Raw genomic sequence first — 19,220 nt, 5'->3', positions numbered from 1 at the left:
TTCAATCCAAAAGGAATTGCTTCATGACCCGGTCAGCAAGCCGACCAGGCACGAGGTCAATCAATAAATTGGCATTGACAATGTGCACGCTGTTGAGTTCTCAAGGACCAGACGCACTCCCCGCTCGGTCTCACGAGGAGACTCCGCCAGAGAGGCATTCGTTCTTGCGCCACCGGAACGGACACCGGATCGCTCCGGTTGTTCAGGTGGGGTGGTTGCCTGAGCGGGACCCCGTCCGGACTGCGTCCCCGGGGTGTTCACCCTGGTGACCGTCTCGGCCGTTCCGTTCTCCGCCTCAGCGGCAACGAGTGATTACTTTACGCAGACCTGAGCGCGAGCGCCAAGCCGTCCCCCATCCCGGGCGTGTCGCCCGGAGATCCGGGGAAGTAGGCCGAGGGCCACCGCGACCGGACGCCCCGGGGACGACGAAGGGCACGGTGCGATGTGCACCGTGCCCTCCGTGGGGACGCTTCGACTACTCGGCCGCGGCCAGCTGCCCGCAAGCCCCGTCGATCTCCTTGCCGCGGGTGTCGCGCAGGGTCGTCGGGATGCCGGCGGCGTTGAGCCGACGGACGAACTCGTCCTGGACGTGCACCTCGGACGAGGTCCACACCGAGCCCGGCGTCGGGTTGAGCGGGATCGGGTTGACGTGCACCCAGCCCTTGCCGCGCTTGTTGAGCTTCTCGGCGAGCAGGTCGGCACGCCAGGCGTGGTCGTTCATGTCCTTGATGAGCGCGTACTCGATCGAGACACGTCGGCCGGTCTTGACGAAGTAGTTGTGTGCGGCGTCGATCGCCTCGTCGGCCTTCCACCGGGAGTTCACCGGGATGAGCTCGTCGCGCAGTTCGTCGTCGGGGGCGTGCAGCGACAGCGCGAAGGTGATCGGGATGTCCTCGTCCGCCAGCTTGTTGATCGCCGGCACGAGTCCGACGGTCGAGACGGTGATGCCGCGGGCGCTCATGCCGAGACCGTTCGGCTGCGGCGCGACCATCAACCGCACGGCGTCCATCACCCGCTTGTAGTTCGCGAGCGGCTCCCCCATGCCCATGAACACGATGTTGGTCACGCGCTCGGCGTCGACGCGGTCCTTGCCGCCCTTGCGGGGATCGCCCCCGAGCTCACCGGCGGCGATCGCGGCGTTGGCCCGGACGATCTGCTCGATGATCTCGGCGGTGGACATGTTGCGGGTCAGCCCCGCCTGGCCGGTGGCGCAGAACGGGCAGTTCATGCCGCACCCGGCCTGCGACGAGACGCAGAGCGTGATCCGACCCGGGTACCGCATGAGCACCGACTCGACCAGAGCGCCGTCGTGCAGCTTCCAGAGGAACTTGATCGTGTCGCCCTTGTCCGTCGCGAGACGCCGGGTCTCGGTGAGGAGCGGCGGGAGCATCCCGGCGACGAGCTGCTCCCGCTGGGCGGCGGGCAGGTCGGTCATGTCGGCCGGGTCGGACGTGTAGTGCGTGAAGTAGTGGGTCGCCAGCTGCTTGGCACGGAACCCGGGGAGCCCGAGCTCCTGCACGCGTGCGGTGCGTTCCTCGGGCGTCAGGTCGGCGAGGTGCACGGGCGGCTTGCCCCGCTTCGGGGACGCGAACTGCAGGAGCGGCCGGCCGTCGGTGTCGGTGGCCTGCTTCCAGCCCTCGGTGCGGGGGCGGACCTGCGGACGAGCAGACTGCTGCTGTTCGAACGGGGTACGGGTGTCGGAGGCCATCACTCCAGGATACGTGATCCCGTCAGCTCCCCGCGGGCAGCACCCGTGCGAAGTGGTGCGCGGCCGAGTACATCGGCACGATGTCGACGACCTCGCCGGGGTGCGGGGCCTGCAGCAGGAGTCCCTGGCCGAGGTACAGGCCGACGTGGTCCTCGTCGTCGTACACGACGAGGTCACCGGGCAGCGCCTCGGACTCCGGGATCGTCGTCGCCGCGGCGTCCTGCGTCGGGACGTAGTGCACGAGCGGGATGCCGACCGCCGCGTAGGCGACCATCGTCAGCCCGGAGCAGTCGATGCCCTCGTGGCTCGCACCGCCCTCGACGTACGGGTCCCCCATGTACTGCAGGGCCGTCGCGACGATGGTGGCCCGGTCGCCGCCGCCGGACAGCGCCGCGGACAGGGCCGACTGCGCCTGCGCGGTGGTCACGCCGAACCGCAGGTCGAGCGTCGGGTAGGAGACGATCGTCGTCGTGGTGGTCATGCCGTCGGTCGAGACCACGGGCACCTCGACGTCGTGCGCGACCGTGAAGGACTGCGCGGACGGGACCGACTGCGACGTCGTGGTCCCCTGCTGCGCTGGGTCGTCCGGCGTGGCCGCGTTCGCCGGGAGCGCCAGGGTCAGGCTCGAGGTCACCGCGAGGGCGGGGGCGAGCAGGACGGCGGCCCGCTTGGCGTTGGCCGCCCGGCGGAGGTGCCGGGGGTCGGCGGCCCGCTCGGCACGGAGGGCAGCGGACCGGCTGAGGACGGCGGCGCCGGCGGACGACGTGACGGTCGCCCGCGGCCGCGGCTGCATGCGCACGGTCCTGGCCGGCGCGGGGTGCTCGACGAACGTGGACCGGGCAGCGGCAGGACCGAGGGCTGAACGCCGGCCACGGGGCCGGAGCGGCTGGTCGGAACGGGTCGCCTGCGTCGCGTGCCGCACCGGGGCGGACACCGCGTTCGGCGTCGCTCGGGTTGGCTGGTGGTCGTCGACTGCGGCTGCTGCCAGTGCGTGGCGTCCCATGCGTCCTTCCGGGTCGGGATCGACCTGCGATCCGGGAAGCAACGTATTGGTGACGGACCCGCTCCAGCCTGGGCGGCACCGGAGTGTTCCTGCGGCTGGTCACAGGAACGGGGGCGCTCGGTGGACGCGAGCTGCGCGGCGGGACCGCGGCAGACGAGGGCGGAGCCGACCACGGGACCACGTGATCCGCGGATCGGCGGCGATCTGGGCCTCCTGGCCGACGGTCGGTGCGCGCGACGGGAGCCGCTCGAGCGGACTGCCGCGCTGTCCCCCGGCGCGTACCCCGGACGGGCTCCGACTAGCGGTTCTCGGGGCGGCCGGTGGCGCGGGTGCTGACGAGGTCGGCGAGGGACGGCTCGGCGTCGTCGCCGGGGACGGCCCAGCCACGACGGGCGGCCTTGCGGACGAGACGGTAGGTGGTGACCTGGAGGGGTTCCACTCCGTCGGCGGATTCGTACTTCGACATGGTTTCTCCCTGAATGGTGAGCGGATCGCTCGTTCGAGACGCTACGCCCGGACGGGGGTATCGGACCGGCTGCTGCGTTCCGCGGCCAAGGGGCGGGCGTGGCGTCGAGCCGCGGCCGACGGGGTGGCTCCGAGCACCATTGTTCGCATAGAATGCGAACATGTTGATCACCGTCGATCCCGGGGCCCGAGCGACGCTCGCCGAGCAGGTCGCCGCCCAGATCCGGCACGCGATCGCCCGTGGCGAGCTCGCGAGCGGGGAACGGCTGCCGTCCGCCCGTGACCTGGCAGCGTCGGTCGACGTCAACGTGCACACGGTGTTGCGCGCCTACGCGCAGCTCCAGGACGACGGGCTGATCGAGCTGCGGCGGGGCCGCGGCGCGACGGTCCTGCGGTCGGGCAACGCCTCGTTCGACCGGCTCCGCGGACTCGTCGACGAGCTCCGCGACCAGGCCGAGACGCTCGGCGTCCCGCTCGACGACCTGTTCACGATGATCAAGGGGGCACGATGACCACGCGACCGACGGGGACCGGGACACGACTGGCGGTGGTGACACCCGGGCTGGCCGTGGTGGCCGGGGTGGTGCTCGCCACGCTCGCGTCGGCGGGGAACCTGCCGGACCGGATGCCGATCCACTTCCGCTCGGACGGCACCGCCGACGGCTGGAGTTCGCCGTGGCCGGTGTTCTGGGTCACCCTGCTCGTCACGGTCGGCGTCGCGGTGCTCGGCTTCGTCGCGCTGCGCATGCGGGACCGGCGGTCGGCGGCGACGACGCTGCTCGTCGCCGGACTGGTGTCCGGCAGCGCCGGCACCGCGTGGGTGGTCCTGGTGGGTGCGGCGACCGTCGGCGACGGCGTGCTGCCGATGTGGTGGGGTGCGGTGTTCCTGGCGGTGACCGCGGCGGTGGCCGCCGTCCCGACCGTCGCGCTGCTGCGCGTCGCTGCGCCCGTGCCCGCGCGCGAGGTCGCTCCCCTGCCCGTCGGTCCCGCGACCCGTGTGGCCTGGCGCTCGCGGGTCGGCAGCCGCTGGTTCGCCGCGCTCGGCGCCGTGCTCGTCGGGGTCGGCACCGGCACCGTCGTCGCGACCGTGGCGGACGACGTCGGGGGCGCTGTCGTGTCCGGTGTCGTGCTGGCGGTCGCCGGGCTCGCGGTGCTCTCGCTCGCCCGCGTCGAGGTCACGGTCGACCGACGCGGCCTGCGCCTGACGACGTCGGTCACACGCATCCCGCTCATGCGGGTGCCGCTGGAACGCATCGAGGGCTGCGGCTGCGAGGACGTCTCCCCCGGTCAGTGGGGCGGCTGGGGCTACCGGTTCTCCGGTCGAGGCGTCGCCTACGTCGTGCGCTCCGGGCCGGGGCTCGTCGCCCGGCTGCGGGGTGGGCAGGCGCGGGTGGTGACGGTGCCGGACGCCGCGAGCGGGGCCGCCGTGCTCGGGGCGCTCCTCGCCGCACGCACGGCCGACTGACCGCCGCGCCGAGGCGGTCGCGGCACGGCGGCGGCTCGGGTCGGGCGCCCTGACGGGCGCGATGCTCGGCGGACGGGGCGGGCGCTGCGCCGCCGGGCCGGACGAGCGCCTGGCGGCTGGACCAGGGTCGGGCGCAGGCTGCGCCGGCAGGGCGGGGCGGGCCTCCCGACACGGTTTCGGACAGGGCAGGCGGACCTGGTGGCCGGGTCGCTCGGTCGGTCTGGAGGCCCGTCACCCGTCCGTCGGGCCGCTCACGTCGTTGCCGGACCGGCAACAGGGCTCGCGTTGCGCCCGGCGGGCGCGGTGCACTGGGCGCATGCACGCACCCCAGGAGTCCCCCGCCGACGCCCGCGACTGGTGGGAGGCTCGCTACGCCGAACGCGACGGCATCTGGTCGGGGCGGGTGAACGCGGTGCTCGCCACCGTGGCGCCGACGCTGCCGACCGGGCGTGCGCTCGACCTCGGCTGCGGCGAGGGCGGCGACGTCGTCTGGCTCGCCCGGCAGGGCTGGGACGTCGTCGGGGTCGACCTGTCCGTGACTGCCCTGGAACGCGGATCGCGGGCCGCGGTGTCGGCGGACGTCGAGGAGCGGACCGCGTTCGTGGCCGCCGACCTGGCGACGTGGGACACGGCGGAGCGGTTCGCACTCGTCACCGCGTCGTTCCTGCAGTCGTGGCCGGTGGTGATCCCGCGTGACGCGATCCTGCGGCGGGCAGCGGGGTTCGTGGCCGTCGGCGGTCACCTGCTCGTCACGGCGCACGCGGCGCCCCCACACGGCGACCTGCCCGAGGAGCTCCGGGGCTTCCGGTTCCCGACGCCGCAGGCCGACCTCGAGGCGGTCGGGGTCGACGACACGTGGCAGGTGGTGGCGGCGGAGCTCCGGGAGCGGACGGCCTCCACCGAGGACGGTCGCGCGCACGACGTCGTGGACAGCGTGGTGCTGGTCCGACGACTGCGCTGAGGCCGGGACGCGGCCCGGACGGACTCGGTAGCGTCGCGGTGTGGTCGACGTCGAGGATGCGCATCCGCTGCTGGTCGGGGGCGTGGTGGTCGCCTCTGCGGTCGACGGCACCGGGATGCCCGTCGGTCTCGCGCCGCGCCCGTACCTGCACCCGGTCCGGACGCTCGGCGGCACGGTCGTCAGCGCGCACCGACCGCCCGACCACGCGTGGCACTGCGGGGTCGGCGTCGCGATCCCCGACCTCGACGGCGTGAACTGCTGGGGCGGGCCGACCTACGTGCACGGATCCGGGTACGTCCACCGGGACGACCACGGTCGGGTCGACGTCCGGAGCACCCGTCCGGACGACGCCGGGCTCGTGCACGACCTCGTCTGGCGGGGACCGGAGGGGGCCGAGCTGCTGCTCGAGGAACGACGCCTGGGGTGGCGAGGGGTCGCCGACGGGTGGGAGCTGACCTGGACGTCGGCGTTCCGGTGCCCCGGCGCCGTCGAGGTCCGGCTCGGCAGCCCGGGCAGCAACGGTCGTGCGGGCGCCGGGTACGGCGGGTTCACGTGGCGGTTCCCGGCGTGCTCCGACGTGCGGGTGCGGACCGAACACGCCTCGGGGGAAGCCGCGACGCACGGGTCGGTGGCGCCGTGGATCGAGTGGCGCGCGGCGTTCCCGGGCGGGGACGCCGTGGTCCGGGTCGAGGCCCTCGACCACGACGACCCCTGGTTCGTGCGCGTGGCCGAGTACCCCGCGCTCGGCTCGGCGCTCGCGTGGGACGAGCCCGTGCGGGTGCGCCCGGGGTCGCCGCTCGTGCGGTCGTTCCGGGCGACGGTGCGGGACGCGTGAGGGCGCCGGAGGGAGCGGGAGGAGCGGGCTGACTTCGTCGTCGAGCGGTCGATCGGGTCCGCCACTCGGCGCGTTCGCCGCGTCGCGGTGTCCGTCGGTCGGCGTGTCCGCCGGTCGGCGCGTTCGCCGGTCGGCGGGTTCGCTAGCCTGCTGCGATGAGCACCGGAGCCTGGGAAGACCGCGTCGCCGCCCTCTGGGACGACGAGACCATCGACGCAGAGCAGCGCATCGAGCGGATGCGCGAGCTCGCGGACGCCGCGCCGCACCCCGCCGTCGGCGCGTTCGAGCTCGGCGGCGCGTTCGACTCGGGCGGCCACGAGGCCGAGGCGCACGAGCACTACGCAGCCGCGACGGCGGCCGGGTTGGCCGACGTCGACCCCGTCCGGGCCGCCCGGATGGTCGTGCAGCACGCGTCGACGCTCCGCAACCTCGGCCGGGTGGACGAGGCGATCGCGATGCTGCGGGAGGCTCCCGAGCACCCGTCGACCGGGGTCGCCCCGCGGGTGTTCCTCGCCCTCGCGCTGCACAGCGCCGGCCGGCAGGACGAGGCGCTCCGCGTCGCGATCGAGGCCGTCGAGCCGACGCTGCCGCGGTACAACCGGTCGGTGCGGAACTACGCGGCGGCGCTCACGGACGGCTGAGCCGCGTCGTGTCGGTCCGGGCGACGGGCAGCGAGTCGCTCGTCGTGCGGAGCGACTCCTGCCGGAGCTCGAGCTGCGTGACCGCGAGTGCCGCCAGGTCGTGCAGGTTGGCGAGGTCGCCCTCGGTCGCCTGGCGGGGCTTCGTGTCGAGCACGGCGAGGGTGCCGATCGGCGACCCGTCGTGCTTGACGAGCGGGACGCTGACGTAGAACCGGATGCCGAGCGGCCCGGTGACGAGCGGGCTGTGCTGCATCTCCGGGTGCGTGGAGCCGTCCGGGATCACCACGGGCACCGGCACCGGGGCGAAGCCGTTCCGGAAGTTGATGTTGCGTGCCGCGTCGTCGACGCCCTCGGCGATGTAGGACTGCGACCAGGCGCGGTCCTCGTCGATGACCTCGACCAGGGCGATGGGCGCGTCGAACAGGCGGGCGGCCATCGCGGTGGTGCGGTGCAGTGCCTCGTCGGGCAGGGTGTCGAGCGTGGCGGGGTGTCCGGTGTCGGCCCGGGCCTCGGCCGCAGCCGGTGCTGCCGACGGGTCCGTCGCGTCGACGACGTGGTCGGCGCCGGCGGTCTCGGCGATGACGACGTCGCGGAGCTGCGCGACCAGGTCGGCGCCGAGCGGACGGGCCGCCGGGTCCTGCGCGGTCATCGCGGTGAGCAGCCGCTTCCAGTGCTCGGGCAGCGGTTCGGGCACGACCGGGTCGCGGGAGAGCCGCGCGACGGCGGACTCGACGAGCGAGCCGGGGAACTCGCGGCGCCGGGTGAAGCACTGCAGGAGCACGAGGCCGAGCGAGTACACGTCGCTCGCCGGTCCGACGTCGCCGCCGCGGGCCTGCTCGGGGCTGAGGTAGGCGGCGGTGCCGGTGGTCACGCCGTCGGCGGTGAGGCGTTCGACGCCCGCGGCGAGCGCGATGCCGAAGTCGGTCAGTCGGGCCCGGGCGCGGTCGGAGTCGTTGCCGTAGTCGACGAGCAGGATGTTCGACGGCTTGATGTCGCGGTGCACGACGCCGTGGGCGTGGATGTAGTGCAGTGCCTCGGCCATGTCGTAGCCGATCTCGGCGATGTGCCGCGAGGCGAGGGGGCCGACGGCCAGACGTTCCTCGAGGTCCTGTCCGACGACGAGCGCCATGACGATGTACCGCTGTTGGCTGCCGTCCTGACCGGCGACGACGCCGGCATCGAGCAGGCTGACGAGGTTGTGGTGCTCGAGCGAGGCGAGGACGCCGAGCTCGGCTTCCTGCCGGGCGATGTCGACGATCCCCGAGTGGAAGACCTTGACGGCGACGGGGCGGTGCAGGCTCTCGTCGACGGCACGGTAGACGACCGACATGCCGCCCTGGCCGATGGCCTGTTCGAGCCGGTAGCGGCCGTCGAGGAGCGGCGTCCTCGCGTCGTGCTCCTCGGTGGTGGTCATCGAGCCCTCGCGGTCGGTGCCGCACGCAGGGATGTGCAGCTGATGCATCTTCGCATCCCCGACGAGCAGATGTCCGCATCCCACGCTCTGCGGACGGCGGGTCCGACGGCGTCGGGCGCGGTCTGGACCGCGCTCACCCCGTCGCGAGGTCCCCGACGATCACCAGGCGCCACTCACTGGTCCGGTCGCTCCCGTACGCGGCGAAGGACACCCGCTCGACGTCGGTGCGGTGCGCGGCCGGCAGGTCGATGCGGTGCGGGCTGTCCCGGCAGGCGAGGTCCTCGACGACCTCGCTCCCGCCGCCGGTCGCCGAGGTCGTCCGGACGATCCCGCTCATGTGCCCGTTGCCGAAGCACGAGAACCGCAGGTGCTCGATCGTCTGCGGGTGCGGGTACTCGAGCGCGATCTGCGAACCGGGGTGCTCCGGGTCGTCAGGGCCGCGCTGGACCCCGGCCATCAGCACGCCGAGGACGTCGTCCCGACGCTCCTCGTCGGCGTCCTGCTCGTCCTGCCACGCGTGCAGCGCTCTGGGGTCGGCGGCGGGTTCGGCGGCGCAACCGGCGAGCAGGACGAGGCCGGCGACCGCCGGCAGCAACACGAGGGGGACGTTCCGCACGTCGGCAGCCTACGGGGCGGTGGACGCACGCACGAGACGGACGGGAGGCCCGGTGCCAGCTGGCACCGGGCCTCCCGTCCGTCAGGTGGTCGCGTCAGACGTCGCGTCGGCGGGTGACCACGAGAGCGAGTGCCCCCACGACGACGACCTCTGCCGCGAGGACGCCGAAGCCGCCCCAGCCGTTCAGGACGACGCCGGTCTGCTCGGGGGCCGGTGCGCCGCTCGAGTAGGTGATGAGCTGCGCACCGGCCTGCAGGGGCAGGAACTGCGACAGGTCGAGCAGCCAGTCGGCGTTCGTGAGCGCGGCGGCCAACTGCAGGATCGTGGGAACGACCAGCATGAGGCCGAGCGTGATCGCGATGCCGGCGGCGCTCGACTTGACGAGCAGGCCGATGCCGAACGCGAGCAGGGCGACGAGCGTGACGAGGACGGACGCGCCGAGGATCGGCATGAACACCGCCGGGTCACCGACCTCGGGGTGGGCGCCGTTCGAGGCCTGCAGGGCGAGGGCCAGGAGCGCGCCGATCGCCGTCGCGACCACGCTGACGACGAACGTCGCCACGGCCAGCACGGTGGCCTTCGCGAGCAGCACGCCGACCCGGCCCGGGTCCGCGGTGAACGTCGAGCGGATCTGACCGGTGCCGTACTCGCCGGAGATGATGAGCACGCCGAGCACGCCGACGACGAGCGCCGTCAGGTTCACGCTCACCGTGTTGATGAGCACGAAGCTGGCGTTCGCTTGCTCGGTGGGGACGTCGGTGCCGCCGCTGTTCACGGCCTGGCCCACGAGGGCCGCCATGCCGATGGTGACGACCGCGATGATCGCGAAGCACCAGATGGTGGAGCGGATGCTGCGGAACTTGATCCACTCGCTCCGGACGAGCCGGGGGAAGGACAGCCCGACGGAGTCGGGGACGGTCTTGTGGGCGGGCGCGGTGGCGGTCATCGGGTGCCCTCCGATCGGTACTCGACGTCGTCGCGGGTGAGGGCCATGTAGGCCTCCTCGAGGCTCGCGCCGGTCGGGGTGAGTTCGTGCAGGACGACGCCCGCCTGCGCGGCGATGGTGCCGACGGTCGGCGCATCCGGGCCGACGACGAGGAACGAGCCGTCCTCGCGCTGCGTGACCGACGCGTTCGGTCCGATCGCGTGGAAGAGCTGGTCGGGCGACGGCGTGCGGACGACGACGCGGCTGCCGCCGCCGTTCGGGGTGCCGTCGGCACCGACGCCCGAGGCGGCGTTCGCGCCCGCGACGAACTCGGCGATCGGGGCGTCCGCGAGCACCTTGCCGCGGCCGAGCACGACGACGCGGTCGGCGGTCTGCGCCATCTCGCTCATGAGGTGGCTGGAGAGGAAGACGGTGCGGCCGTCGGCGGCCATCCGCCGGGCGAGCTGCCGGACCCACACGACGCCGTCCGGGTCGAGGCCGTTGACGGGCTCGTCGAGGATGAGCGTCTTCGGGTCGCCGAGCAGTGCGGCAGCGATTCCCAGGCGCTGCCCCATGCCGAGCGAGAACCCGCCGACGCGCTTCTTCGCGACCGCGTCGAGGCCGGTCATGTCGATGACCTCGTGCACCCGGGACTTCGGGATGCCGTGCGTCGCGGCGAGCGAGAGCAGGTGGTTGTACGCGCTCCGTCCGGAGTGCACCGCCTTCGCCTCGAGCAGCGCGCCGACCTGCCGCAGCGGGTCGCGGAACGTCCGGTACGGCCGGCCGTTCACGATCGCCCGCCCCGACGTGGGCTCGTCGAGGCCCATGATCATGCGCATCGTGGTGGACTTCCCGGCACCGTTCGGGCCGAGGAAGCCGGTCACGCTACCGGGGCGGACGACGAAGGAGACGTCGTCCACGGCGGTCTTGGGACCGTACTGTTTGGTGAGATGGTCGACTTCGATCACGAGCGCCACGCTATTGCAGCGGCGCGGGCGGCCGCGTCCGCCGTTGGGGGGAGATGCGCGGGCGCGCCGTGGCGTTCGTTGCTGTACGGCAGTGGGCGCGCCGTCAGACGGAGGTCGGGGTGCGCTCCCGCAGGTCGAGGCGGCCGCTGCTGTGCAGCACGAGCAGGAACAGTCCGAACGCCACCGGCAGCGCGACCACGGCCGCGGAACCGCTCCCCGTGAGGATGCCGCGCAGCTCGTTCCCGACCACGGTGAGCGCGTACGGCGTCAACCCGAGCGTGATCGTGAAGACGACGTGCCAGCGCCCGGCGATCGCCAGGCCGACGGCCGCGACCTCGATGAGCACGACGGCGTACCAGGCGTACAGGTTGCCGTTCCACAGGGCGCGGCTGCCGAGCCACGCCCCCGGCTCCGTGCCGACGGCGGTGTAGCTCGCGATGCCGAGGAGCAGCCACCCGGCGGTCGCCGCGGCCGTGTGGTGGCTGCGGAGCGGACGCCCGACGAGGGCGACCACCGCGCACGCGGCGAACAGCGCCAGCGTGCCCCGGTCGACGCTCCACACCCCGGGGTACTGGACGAACCAGTGCGGGGAGAGGACGGCCGCCGCGGTGCAGACGACGAGCGCGACCCGACCGACCGCCCACCGGCCGGTGAGCGCCGCGACGAGCGCGACGACCCACAGCGCGGCGAAGACGAGACCGGTGTCGCGGAACGGACCGACCTGCACCATCTCCTGCGGCGCGGGGTTCCCGCGGATCCACGGCGCCCAGCTGCTCACCAGGAACTCGGCGAGCGCCAGGCCCGCGCCCATCGTCAGCGCGACGGTGCTGCCGGCGTCCCGCACCTCGGGCACCACGAGCCGGTCGAGTCGCGCGGTCACACCGTGGCCGATGACGGCGGCGCGTTCTCGTGCTGTGGGAGCATCGCGCCCCTCGGCGTCGGCGACGTCGAGCAGGGTGCCGACGAAGGCGTCCTCGTGCACCGTCCGCCAGGACCGCGGGTACCAGCCCATCAGCCGGCGGTACCGCTGCTCTGTGCTCATTTGCTCTGTGCTCATCTGCTTCGTGCTCATCCGCTTCGTGCTCATCCGCTCTGTGCTTGCGCGGTCGGTGCGCGATGCGGTCGCGTCGGCGCTCATGCCGCTCCCCCGGCCGTGCGCGGAGCACCGGTGACGCCCGGCGTCGACAGGCGGCTCCGCAGGACCCGGAGCTTCGCGTCGAGTCGCGCTGCCTCGTCGGTGAGCCGCTGGCGGCCCTCGTCGGTGATCGCGAAGTACCGCCGCAGGCGACCACCGACGACCTCGTCGCCGTCGCCGCGCACCAGGCCGGCCTGCTCGAGGCGCTCAAGCGTGGCGTACAACGTGGTGACGGCGAGTGTCGTCCGGCCGTCGGACAGCTCGACGGCCGCCTGGATGATCGCGTAGCCGTGTCGGCGACCGCCGGTCAGGCTGGTCAGGACCCAGAAGGCGGGTTCACGGAGTTCGGGCGTGCTCATGTCGTCAACCATACCCCCACTGTGGGAGTATTCCCATCCCGGGGCACTCGATTCTCCGGACCGTGCTTCACGCCGGGCTGTGGGCCGGCCGCTCGTCTCCGGGGTCGCGGGCGAAGGCCAGGCTCTCCTCGATGACCGACAGGACGACCGCGACCTCGTCGTCGTCCCGCGGGCCGTAGACCAGGAACTCGGTGCCGAAGTCCTCGTACTGGTGCGGGATCGCCCAGCCGAGCTCGGTGAGCTGCCGACCACGCTCCGCCGGCAGGCAGAGGTGCACCGAGGTGTCGTCGACACCGTGCAGGTGCACCGGTTCGAGCCGGCCCTCCGGCGCCAGCGAGGTCCACGGCACGACGGGCTCGGAGCGGTCCCGCAGGAACAGGGCACGGGACGACACCGGGGAGACTTGGCTGTGGCCCTCGACCACGTCGGGCAGGGCGAGCGCCCCGGCGAGCAGGCGGCCCCACCGCTCCGGGGTGGCACGGTCGGTGAGCTGGCGCTGCGGCCCCTCGTCCGAGACGGTCGGACGGGCACCGGGTCGAGGTGTCGTGATCACGAGTGTGAGGGTAGCTCGCTGCTGCCGCTTGTCTGCTTCTGCTCCTGGTGGGCTCGTGGTGTCAGGGCTTCGCGCCGTTGCCGTACGAGCCGTGCAGGGTGGTGTCGCGGAACGCCGTCGTATCGATCACGGCGCGGACCCGGTCGAGCACGGCCTGGTCGGTCGAGTCGACTCCGATCGTGAGCGAGCCGTAGTCCACCCGCATCGTGTACGGGATCGAGGCGTCGAGACCGGTGACGTGCGGGGTCGCGGCGAGCGTCGCCAGGCCGTCGGCCACCGCCGTCGACGTCGCCTCGGGTATCCGCTGGTCGAAGGTGCCGTCGTAGTGCACGACGCTCGCGACGTGGTCGTCGCCCGCCGGCACGGTCAGCGTGAGGTCGACGCCCGTCCAGGCCAGGCCCTCGGCCATGGTCGTCGGCACCGCTCCCGCCTGGCCCGGTGTGGCGTCGGCGTCCATCTCGACGGTGAACCGCGACGAGAAGTGGTCCACGGTCACCCACCGCGTCGAGCAGGCGGGGTCGGCGGTCGTGCTCGGCGCGTTCGTCGTGGTCTCGGCAGCGCGTTGCACGGCGGGCAGGGCCCGGACCGCCGTGATCGTGGCGCGGACCGACCGCGCGACGAACGGGTCGAGGGTGGCCTCCGGCTCGGGATCGGGCGCCGGTGGGGCGTCCTCGTCGGGGAACGGCTCAGGAACGCTCGGGCAGGGCCCGGCGCCGGTACCGCCGCCGCGCAGGGCGTCACGTGCCAGCCCCTCGACGGCCGAGCAGGCCGTGAGCGGGAGGACACCGACCACGACCGTCACCGCGGCGAGGAGTCCGAGGACGGGGTGCGTGCGCATCCGCCCATCCTGACCGCTCTGCCCGCGACGACGAACGGGACCGGACCACGTGTGTCCGCGATGACACGTGAGCACCCCCAAAGAGCCGTTTGCAGGTCCGGCGATCTCCGGCGACGATGAGCGCATGTCCACCCTCGACGCCCTGCGGGCCACCGCCCACCCCGTCCGGCTCCGGCTTCTCTCCCTGGTCACGAGCACGGCGATGAGCGCGGCCGAGGCCGCCCGCGAGCTCGGCCTGTCCCAGGCCACGGCCAGCTACCACTTCCGCGTGCTCGAACGCGCGGGACTCGTGACGGTCGTCGAGGTGGTCCGCGTGCGCGGCGGCGACGCGAAGCGCTACCGACACGAGTCGTCCGCGGTGCCGTTCGACGTCGACGCCCGGCCCGACGCCGTCGCGGTGGACGAACGGCTCCGCTACCTCGACGCCCAGGTCGACGAGCTCCGACGACGGGCGCAGCACCGTGTCGACGGGCCGGCGATCTCCACCGACGCCGAGCTCTGGGTCGGGCCGGAGACGTGGCGCCGGGTCGTGCGGCACGTCGGCGAGGCGTCCGCCCTGCTGCACGCGGCTGCCCAGCGGCCACGGACGCCCGGCTCCGTCCCGGTCTCGATGACCGTGTCGATGTTCCCCCTGCGTCGCCCGTGAGCGCCGCGGGTGGCGTGCTCCGGTACCCGGCCTTCCGCTGGCTCGTCGCGGCGCGCACGGTGTCGATCGTCGGCAACGCGATCGCCCCGATCGCCCTGGCCTTCGCGGTGCTCGACCTGACCGGCTCGCCGGCCGACCTCGGCCTCGTGGTGGCGGCACGGTCGGTCGCGAACGTCGCCGTCCTGCTGTTCGGCGGCATCGTGGCCGACCGGCTCCCCCGCGACGTCGTGCTCGTCTCCACCTCGATCGGGGCCGCGGTCACCCAGGCGGCCGTCGCCGCGCTCGTCCTCACCGGCACGGCGACCGTGCCGCTCCTGGTGGCCCTCAGCGTCCTGAACGGCGCCGTGGCGGCCGTCAGCCTGCCGACGACGGCCGCGATGGTGCCGGAGACCGTTCCGGAACCGGCGCTCCGCCCCGCCAACGCCGTGGTGCGCCTCGGCGTGAACACCGGCACCGTGGTCGGCGCCTCCGCCGGGGCGGCACTCGTCGCGGCCGTCGGCGCCGGGTGGGGGCTCGCCGTCGACGCGGCCGGGTTCGCCGTGGCTGCTCTGCTCTACACCCGGATCCGGCTCCCCCGGCCGGCGGCCCCGGCAGCGGCGGAACGTCCGTCGGTGCTCGCCGATCTGCGGGAGGGGTGGGTCGAGTTCTCCGGACGCCGGTGGGTGTGGACCGTGGTCGCGCAGTTCACCGTCCTGAACGCCGCCTTCGTGGGGGCGACCACCGTGCTCGGACCCGTGGTCGCCGACGAGACGTTCGGGCGCGCGGGCTGGGGCCTCGTGGTCGCGGCGCAGACCGTCGGGCTCGGCCTCGGGGCACTCCTGGCGCTGCGGTGGCGGCCCCGACGGGCGCTCGGGATCGGGGTCGCGCTGATGGCCGTGACCGCGCTGCCGGCGATCGCGCTCGGGGTCGCTCCGGCGCTGCCGACGCTGGTCGTCGCGTTCGCACTCGGCGGCGTCGCCCTCGAGCTGTTCTCCATCGCGTGGGACCACGCGCTGCAGTCGAACGTGCCGCGCGGGGTGCTCGCCCGGGTCTACTCGTACGACATGGTCGGGTCGTTCGTCGCCGTCCCCTTCGGCGAGGCGCTCGTCGGGCCGCTCGCCGACGCCGTCGGGACGACCACCACCCTGCTCGGGTGCGCCGCCGCGATCGTGCTCGCCACCGTGGCCGCGGCGTCGACACGGAGCGTCCGCCGAGTCACGACGGACCCCGCGCCGTCGGCCTGACCGTGCCCCGCTCGCGGGGGTGCCCGCCACGACGATCCCTGCCACGATGAGCACGTGGACACGAACGTGCAGGAGACCGGTCAGGAACACGAGGGCGGCTGGTTCGTCGTCGACGGCGAGGTGGAGTTCCTCGACGACGTGCTCTGGACGCCGGTCGTCGAGGACGGTCCGGCAGCCGGTGGTGCCCGGCACGCGCTCGTCACCGGGGGCGAGCCCACCGAGCACGTCGGGTCGACGCTCGAGCTCGCCTCGGCGACCGCGCTCGACGACGCGCGGCGCAGCACCGTGCGACGGCTCTGGAGCACGCCGATCGCGCTCGTGGTCGCCGCACTGGTGTTCACGGCGCTCGAGCTGAGCGGCGTCCCGTGGCGGACCAGCCTCGGCCGACAGGTCCTCGTCGCCCTGGCCGTGGGGGTGCCCTGCCTGGCGGTCGCCGAGGGCGCCTGGTTCCTCGCGACCCGGAACGCCCGCGGCCGGCTCGTTCGCGCCATGGGCGGACACCGCACGCGGGGCCAGTACGACCGGCAGCGGGCGGTCGTCAGCGAGGAGCGCTGAGCGTCAGGCGCTCGGCACCACCCGACGGAGCCCCGGGAACTCGTCGTCCCGCCACTCCCCCTCAAGCCGCGCACCGTCCGTGACGGCACGTTCCTCGCGCTCGCGCAGCTCGACGCGACGGATCTTGCCCGAGATCGTCTTCGGCAGATCCCCGAACTCGACGCGGCGGACCCGCGCGTAGGCCGGCAGCGCGGACCGGGCGAACGCCAGCACCTGCTCCGCGGAGTCAGCAGTCGCCTCCCAACCGGACGCGAGCGTGACGTAGGCCTTCACGACGTTCAGCCGGGCGTCGTCGGGCGCGGGCACGACGGCGCTCTCCGCCACCGCGGGGTGCTGCAGCAGCGCACTCTCGACCTCGAACGGTGAGACCTTGTAGTCCGACGACTTGAAGACGTCGTCGGTCCGGCCGATGAAGGTGAGCTCCCCGTCCGCGGACCGCACCGCGATGTCGCCGGTGTGGAAGAAGCCGTCGCGCACCGCCGCGGCGGTCCGGTCCGGGTCGCCGAGGTACTCCGCCATCAGGTTGACGGGTCGCTCGGTGAGGTCGAGGCACACCTCGCCCTCGTCGCCCGGTCGTCCGGTCAGCGGGTCGAGCAGGGTGACCGACACACCGGGGAGCGGCCGACCCATCGCACCCGCCGTCACCGGCTGCCCCGGGGCGTTGCCGATGATCGCCGTGGTCTCGGTCTGTCCGTAGCCGTCCCGGATCGTCAGGCCCCAGGCGTCGGCCACGCGGTCGATCACCTCCGGGTTGAGCGGCTCGCCGGCCGAGACGACCTCGCGCAGGGCCCGGGGTCGTGCGCCGAGGTCGGCCTGCAGCATCATCCGCCAGGCGGTCGGCGGCGCGCAGAAGGTGCTCACCTCGGCGCGCTCCAGCTGGGCGAGCAGACCGGCCGGGTCGAAGCGCGGGGTGTCGTGGACGAACACGGTGGCCTCGGCGATCCACGGCGAGAAGAAGCAGCTCCACGCGTGCTTGCCCCACCCGGGCGAGCTGATCGCCAGGTGCACGTCACCGGGGCGGAGCCCGAGCCAGTGCATGGTGCTGAGGTGACCGACCGGGTACGAGGTCTGCGTGTGCACCACCATCTTCGGCTTCGACGTCGTCCCCGACGTGAAGTAGACGAGGCACGGGTCCGACGTGCGGGTCACGACCACCGGGCGGGCCTCGCCCTCCGGCGCGGGCTCGCCGAGGTCGGCCGGGTAGTCGGTCCACCCCTCGGCCGCCCCACCGATCACCGTGCGCGAGAAGTCCCCGTCGACGCCCACGAACTTCGCGGTCTCGCCGGCCGTGGTGACGACGTGCGCCACGTGGCCGCGGTCGACGCGGTCCTGCAGGTCGCTCGTGTCGAGCATGGTCGACGTCGGCAGGATGACGGCGCCGAGCTTGATGACGGCGAGCATGGTCTCCCACAGCTCGAGCCGGTTGCCGAGCATGACGAGGACGTGGTCGCCCTTCCGCACCCCGTGCTCGTGCAGCCGGACCGCGAGCCGGTCCGACCGGGCCGCCATCTCGGCGTAGGTGAACCGCTGCTCGCCGCCGTCCCCGTCGACGATCCAGAGCGCGATCCGGTCGTTGTCGGCCGCGATGACGTCGAACCAGTCGTTCGCCCAGTTGAAGGTCGCACCGAGGTCGGGCCAGCGGAAGTCGGCACGGGCGGCGTCGGCCGTCGGTGCGGACAGCAGCTGGTCGCGCGCGTCGCGGTAGGCGATGGTCGGGTTCGCATCAGGCACGGACCGATCATGCCGTACCCGGCTGACCACGGCGGGGAGCGCCGGGCGCGGGTCAGCGGTCGTCGTGCCGTGGGAGCTGCTCGACCGACGGTTCCGGGTCGTCGGCCAGTCGGGCGTGGGTCTCGACGTCGAACCGTTCCGTGCCGTACCGGAGCTTGCCGCGTTCGATGCCCTCGGCGACGAAGCCCGCGGCGGTCGCGACCCGGCACGACGCCGGGTTGTCCACGCGGTGGCCGAGTTCGAGCCGGGCCAGACCGGCCCCGAACGCCCACGCCGCCGCACTCGCCACGGCCCGGGCCACCGTGCCCCGCCCCCGAGCGCCGGCCGCGAGCCAGTAGGACACCCACGCCGTGCCGTGGCGGAACTCGATGGCTGAGACGCCGACGTTGCCGACGGCAGTGCCGTCCTCGACGACCGCCCAGTTCCGGGCACGGTCGTCGAACCGCAGTTCCAGCGCGATGTGTGCGCGTGCCGCCGCCTCGTCGCTGAGGTCGACGCCGGGGAACTGCCGGTCGAGGTCCACCGCGGACCGCCGGGCGGCGAGCAGCGCGGTCGCGTCCCCGGGCTCCCACGGCCGCAGTGAGACGGTCACGAGGACACCCCGCCCAGGTCGCGGATCATCTCCAGCTCGCGTTCCTCCGGTGCGAGCACGTACGGCTCGGTCGCCCCGGTCGGTCGGAAGCCGCGTCGGGCGTAGAACGCCTGCGCCCGCTCGTTGCGCTCGTGCACGTGCAGCCGCAGCGTCGGACCGCGCTCGGCCGCCCAGCTGTCGATCGCGTCGAGCAGCCGGTCGGCGACGCCCGCCCCTCGGCCGCGGTGGGACGGCGCGACGTACACGCCGACGAGCAACGGACCGGTCGCCTCGTCCGGCACGAAGGCGCCCATGGCCCCGACCCAGCGGCCGTCGGCATCGATCGCGACCACCGAGGTCCCGCCGGCGTCCTGCCCGCGGCGGCCCCGCGCCCGCCACTCGGCCTCGTCCAGCTGCTCCGCGTCGTGCAGGTGCTCCGCGTAGGCCATCGGGGTGTCCCGGATCATCTCGAGCCGGAGTGCCCGGATCGCTTCCCAGTCGTCCTCGGTGGTCGGTCGGATCGTGATGCCCCTCATGGTCCGAGCGTAGGACAGCCGAACGGTCGGAAGATCGACCAAACCACTCTCGGGGTGGTGCCGAATCACCTG

General features: G+C 73.5%; 22 protein-coding genes. 8 read left to right on the top strand and 14 right to left on the bottom strand.

The window, feature by feature from the left end; all coding sequences use genetic code 11:
• Nucleotides 1-475 precede the first annotated feature (475 nt).
• The 3 genes from rlmN to BIU97_RS17995 all read right to left on the bottom strand — a co-directional run bounded on the left by rlmN (nt 476) and on the right by BIU97_RS17995 (nt 3,177).
• Nucleotides 476-1,708, bottom strand: a complete 1,233-nt coding sequence (gene rlmN, locus BIU97_RS05645) for a 23S rRNA (adenine(2503)-C(2))-methyltransferase RlmN (protein WP_071297220.1) — start codon at nt 1,706-1,708, stop codon at nt 476-478.
• Nucleotides 1,709-1,730: 22 nt separating this feature from the next.
• Nucleotides 1,731-2,501: a C40 family peptidase gene (locus BIU97_RS05640; RefSeq protein ID WP_175472416.1), complete on the bottom strand. Its 771-nt coding sequence runs from the start codon at nt 2,499-2,501 to the stop codon at nt 1,731-1,733.
• A gap of 508 nt (nt 2,502-3,009) precedes the next feature.
• Nucleotides 3,010-3,177 (bottom strand): hypothetical protein, encoded by a 168-nt coding sequence (locus BIU97_RS17995; RefSeq protein WP_175472162.1) that lies wholly within the window; start codon nt 3,175-3,177, stop codon nt 3,010-3,012.
• A 160-nt stretch (nt 3,178-3,337) separates the two neighbouring features.
• On the opposite strand from BIU97_RS17995, the gene BIU97_RS05635 reads away from it, so the two are divergent.
• The 5 genes from BIU97_RS05635 to BIU97_RS05615 all read left to right on the top strand — a co-directional run bounded on the left by BIU97_RS05635 (nt 3,338) and on the right by BIU97_RS05615 (nt 7,078).
• Nucleotides 3,338-3,688 (top strand): GntR family transcriptional regulator, encoded by a 351-nt coding sequence (locus BIU97_RS05635; RefSeq protein ID WP_071254282.1) that lies wholly within the window; start codon nt 3,338-3,340, stop codon nt 3,686-3,688.
• Nucleotides 3,685-4,641 (top strand): DUF1648 domain-containing protein, encoded by a 957-nt coding sequence (locus tag BIU97_RS05630; RefSeq protein ID WP_071297218.1) that lies wholly within the window; start codon nt 3,685-3,687, stop codon nt 4,639-4,641. Before BIU97_RS05635 ends, BIU97_RS05630 begins: the two co-directional genes overlap by 4 nt.
• Before the next feature lie 316 nt (nt 4,642-4,957).
• The gene (locus tag BIU97_RS05625) at nt 4,958-5,602 is read left to right on the top strand and encodes a class I SAM-dependent methyltransferase (RefSeq protein ID WP_071297217.1); all 645 of its coding nucleotides are present in this window, start codon (nt 4,958-4,960) and stop codon (nt 5,600-5,602) included.
• 40 nt (nt 5,603-5,642) lie between these two features.
• The gene (locus BIU97_RS05620) at nt 5,643-6,437 is read left to right on the top strand and encodes a DUF6807 family protein (RefSeq protein ID WP_071297216.1); all 795 of its coding nucleotides are present in this window, start codon (nt 5,643-5,645) and stop codon (nt 6,435-6,437) included.
• A gap of 155 nt (nt 6,438-6,592) precedes the next feature.
• Entirely contained in the window at nt 6,593-7,078 is a 486-nt protein-coding gene (locus BIU97_RS05615; protein WP_071297215.1) for a tetratricopeptide repeat protein, read from the top strand.
• On the opposite strand, the gene BIU97_RS17535 is transcribed toward BIU97_RS05615, so the two are convergent.
• The 8 genes from BIU97_RS17535 to BIU97_RS05575 form a co-directional block, all read right to left on the bottom strand.
• Nucleotides 7,065-8,540: a protein kinase domain-containing protein gene (locus BIU97_RS17535; protein ID WP_139195918.1), complete on the bottom strand. Its 1,476-nt coding sequence runs from the start codon at nt 8,538-8,540 to the stop codon at nt 7,065-7,067. The genes BIU97_RS05615 and BIU97_RS17535 overlap by 14 nt on opposite strands.
• A gap of 85 nt (nt 8,541-8,625) precedes the next feature.
• Nucleotides 8,626-9,108: a hypothetical protein gene (locus BIU97_RS05605; RefSeq protein ID WP_071254293.1), complete on the bottom strand. Its 483-nt coding sequence runs from the start codon at nt 9,106-9,108 to the stop codon at nt 8,626-8,628.
• A gap of 94 nt (nt 9,109-9,202) precedes the next feature.
• Entirely contained in the window at nt 9,203-10,054 is an 852-nt protein-coding gene (locus BIU97_RS05600; RefSeq protein WP_071254294.1) for an ABC transporter permease subunit, read from the bottom strand.
• Nucleotides 10,051-11,001: an ABC transporter ATP-binding protein gene (locus tag BIU97_RS05595; RefSeq protein ID WP_071254309.1), complete on the bottom strand. Its 951-nt coding sequence runs from the start codon at nt 10,999-11,001 to the stop codon at nt 10,051-10,053. Before BIU97_RS05595 ends, BIU97_RS05600 begins: the two co-directional genes overlap by 4 nt.
• 103 nt (nt 11,002-11,104) lie before the next feature.
• Nucleotides 11,105-12,088, bottom strand: a complete 984-nt coding sequence (locus BIU97_RS05590) for a hypothetical protein (protein WP_139195917.1) — start codon at nt 12,086-12,088, stop codon at nt 11,105-11,107.
• A gap of 47 nt (nt 12,089-12,135) precedes the next feature.
• Complete coding sequence (locus BIU97_RS05585; protein WP_071297213.1) at nt 12,136-12,495, bottom strand: PadR family transcriptional regulator; 360 nt, start codon at nt 12,493-12,495, stop codon at nt 12,136-12,138.
• A 67-nt stretch (nt 12,496-12,562) separates the two neighbouring features.
• The gene (locus tag BIU97_RS05580) at nt 12,563-13,048 is read right to left on the bottom strand and encodes a luciferase domain-containing protein (protein ID WP_254782919.1); all 486 of its coding nucleotides are present in this window, start codon (nt 13,046-13,048) and stop codon (nt 12,563-12,565) included.
• A 61-nt stretch (nt 13,049-13,109) separates the two neighbouring features.
• Entirely contained in the window at nt 13,110-13,886 is a 777-nt protein-coding gene (locus BIU97_RS05575; protein WP_254782918.1) for a hypothetical protein, read from the bottom strand.
• Nucleotides 13,887-14,010: 124 nt separating this feature from the next.
• On the opposite strand from BIU97_RS05575, the gene BIU97_RS05570 reads away from it, so the two are divergent.
• From BIU97_RS05570 to BIU97_RS05560, 3 genes are read left to right on the top strand one after another with little or no spacing between them, the layout of a single operon-like run.
• Nucleotides 14,011-14,532: a winged helix-turn-helix domain-containing protein gene (locus BIU97_RS05570; protein WP_071297212.1), complete on the top strand. Its 522-nt coding sequence runs from the start codon at nt 14,011-14,013 to the stop codon at nt 14,530-14,532.
• A complete protein-coding gene (locus tag BIU97_RS05565) occupies nt 14,529-15,755 on the top strand; it encodes an MFS transporter (protein WP_071297211.1) in 1,227 nt (408 codons plus the stop codon). The genes BIU97_RS05570 and BIU97_RS05565 overlap by 4 nt, the downstream gene beginning before the upstream one ends.
• A gap of 54 nt (nt 15,756-15,809) precedes the next feature.
• Nucleotides 15,810-16,310, top strand: a complete 501-nt coding sequence (locus BIU97_RS05560) for a hypothetical protein (RefSeq protein ID WP_071297210.1) — start codon at nt 15,810-15,812, stop codon at nt 16,308-16,310.
• 3 nt (nt 16,311-16,313) lie between these two features.
• Here BIU97_RS05560 and BIU97_RS05555 read toward each other — a convergent pair whose 3' ends face one another.
• Genes BIU97_RS05555 through BIU97_RS05545 form a run of 3 tightly spaced genes read right to left on the bottom strand, consistent with a single transcriptional unit; the run spans nt 16,314 to nt 19,148 of the window.
• Nucleotides 16,314-18,041 carry an AMP-binding protein gene (locus BIU97_RS05555; RefSeq protein WP_071297209.1) on the bottom strand — a complete coding sequence of 576 codons (1,728 nt, stop codon included), beginning with the start codon at nt 18,039-18,041 and terminating at the stop codon, nt 16,314-16,316.
• 52 nt (nt 18,042-18,093) lie between these two features.
• The gene (locus tag BIU97_RS05550) at nt 18,094-18,633 is read right to left on the bottom strand and encodes a GNAT family N-acetyltransferase (RefSeq protein ID WP_071254305.1); all 540 of its coding nucleotides are present in this window, start codon (nt 18,631-18,633) and stop codon (nt 18,094-18,096) included.
• Nucleotides 18,630-19,148, bottom strand: coding sequence for a GNAT family N-acetyltransferase (locus BIU97_RS05545; protein ID WP_071254306.1), 519 nt, complete (start codon nt 19,146-19,148; stop codon nt 18,630-18,632). The genes BIU97_RS05550 and BIU97_RS05545 overlap by 4 nt, the downstream gene beginning before the upstream one ends.
• Nucleotides 19,149-19,220 lie beyond the last annotated feature (72 nt).

Origin of the sequence: Curtobacterium sp. MCBA15_009 (assembly GCF_001864895.1) — a bacterium.
Taxonomy (GTDB): domain Bacteria; phylum Actinomycetota; class Actinomycetes; order Actinomycetales; family Microbacteriaceae; genus Curtobacterium.
Note: the sequence above shows the minus strand (reverse complement) of the source record. Positions and strands in the feature narration are given on the sequence as shown.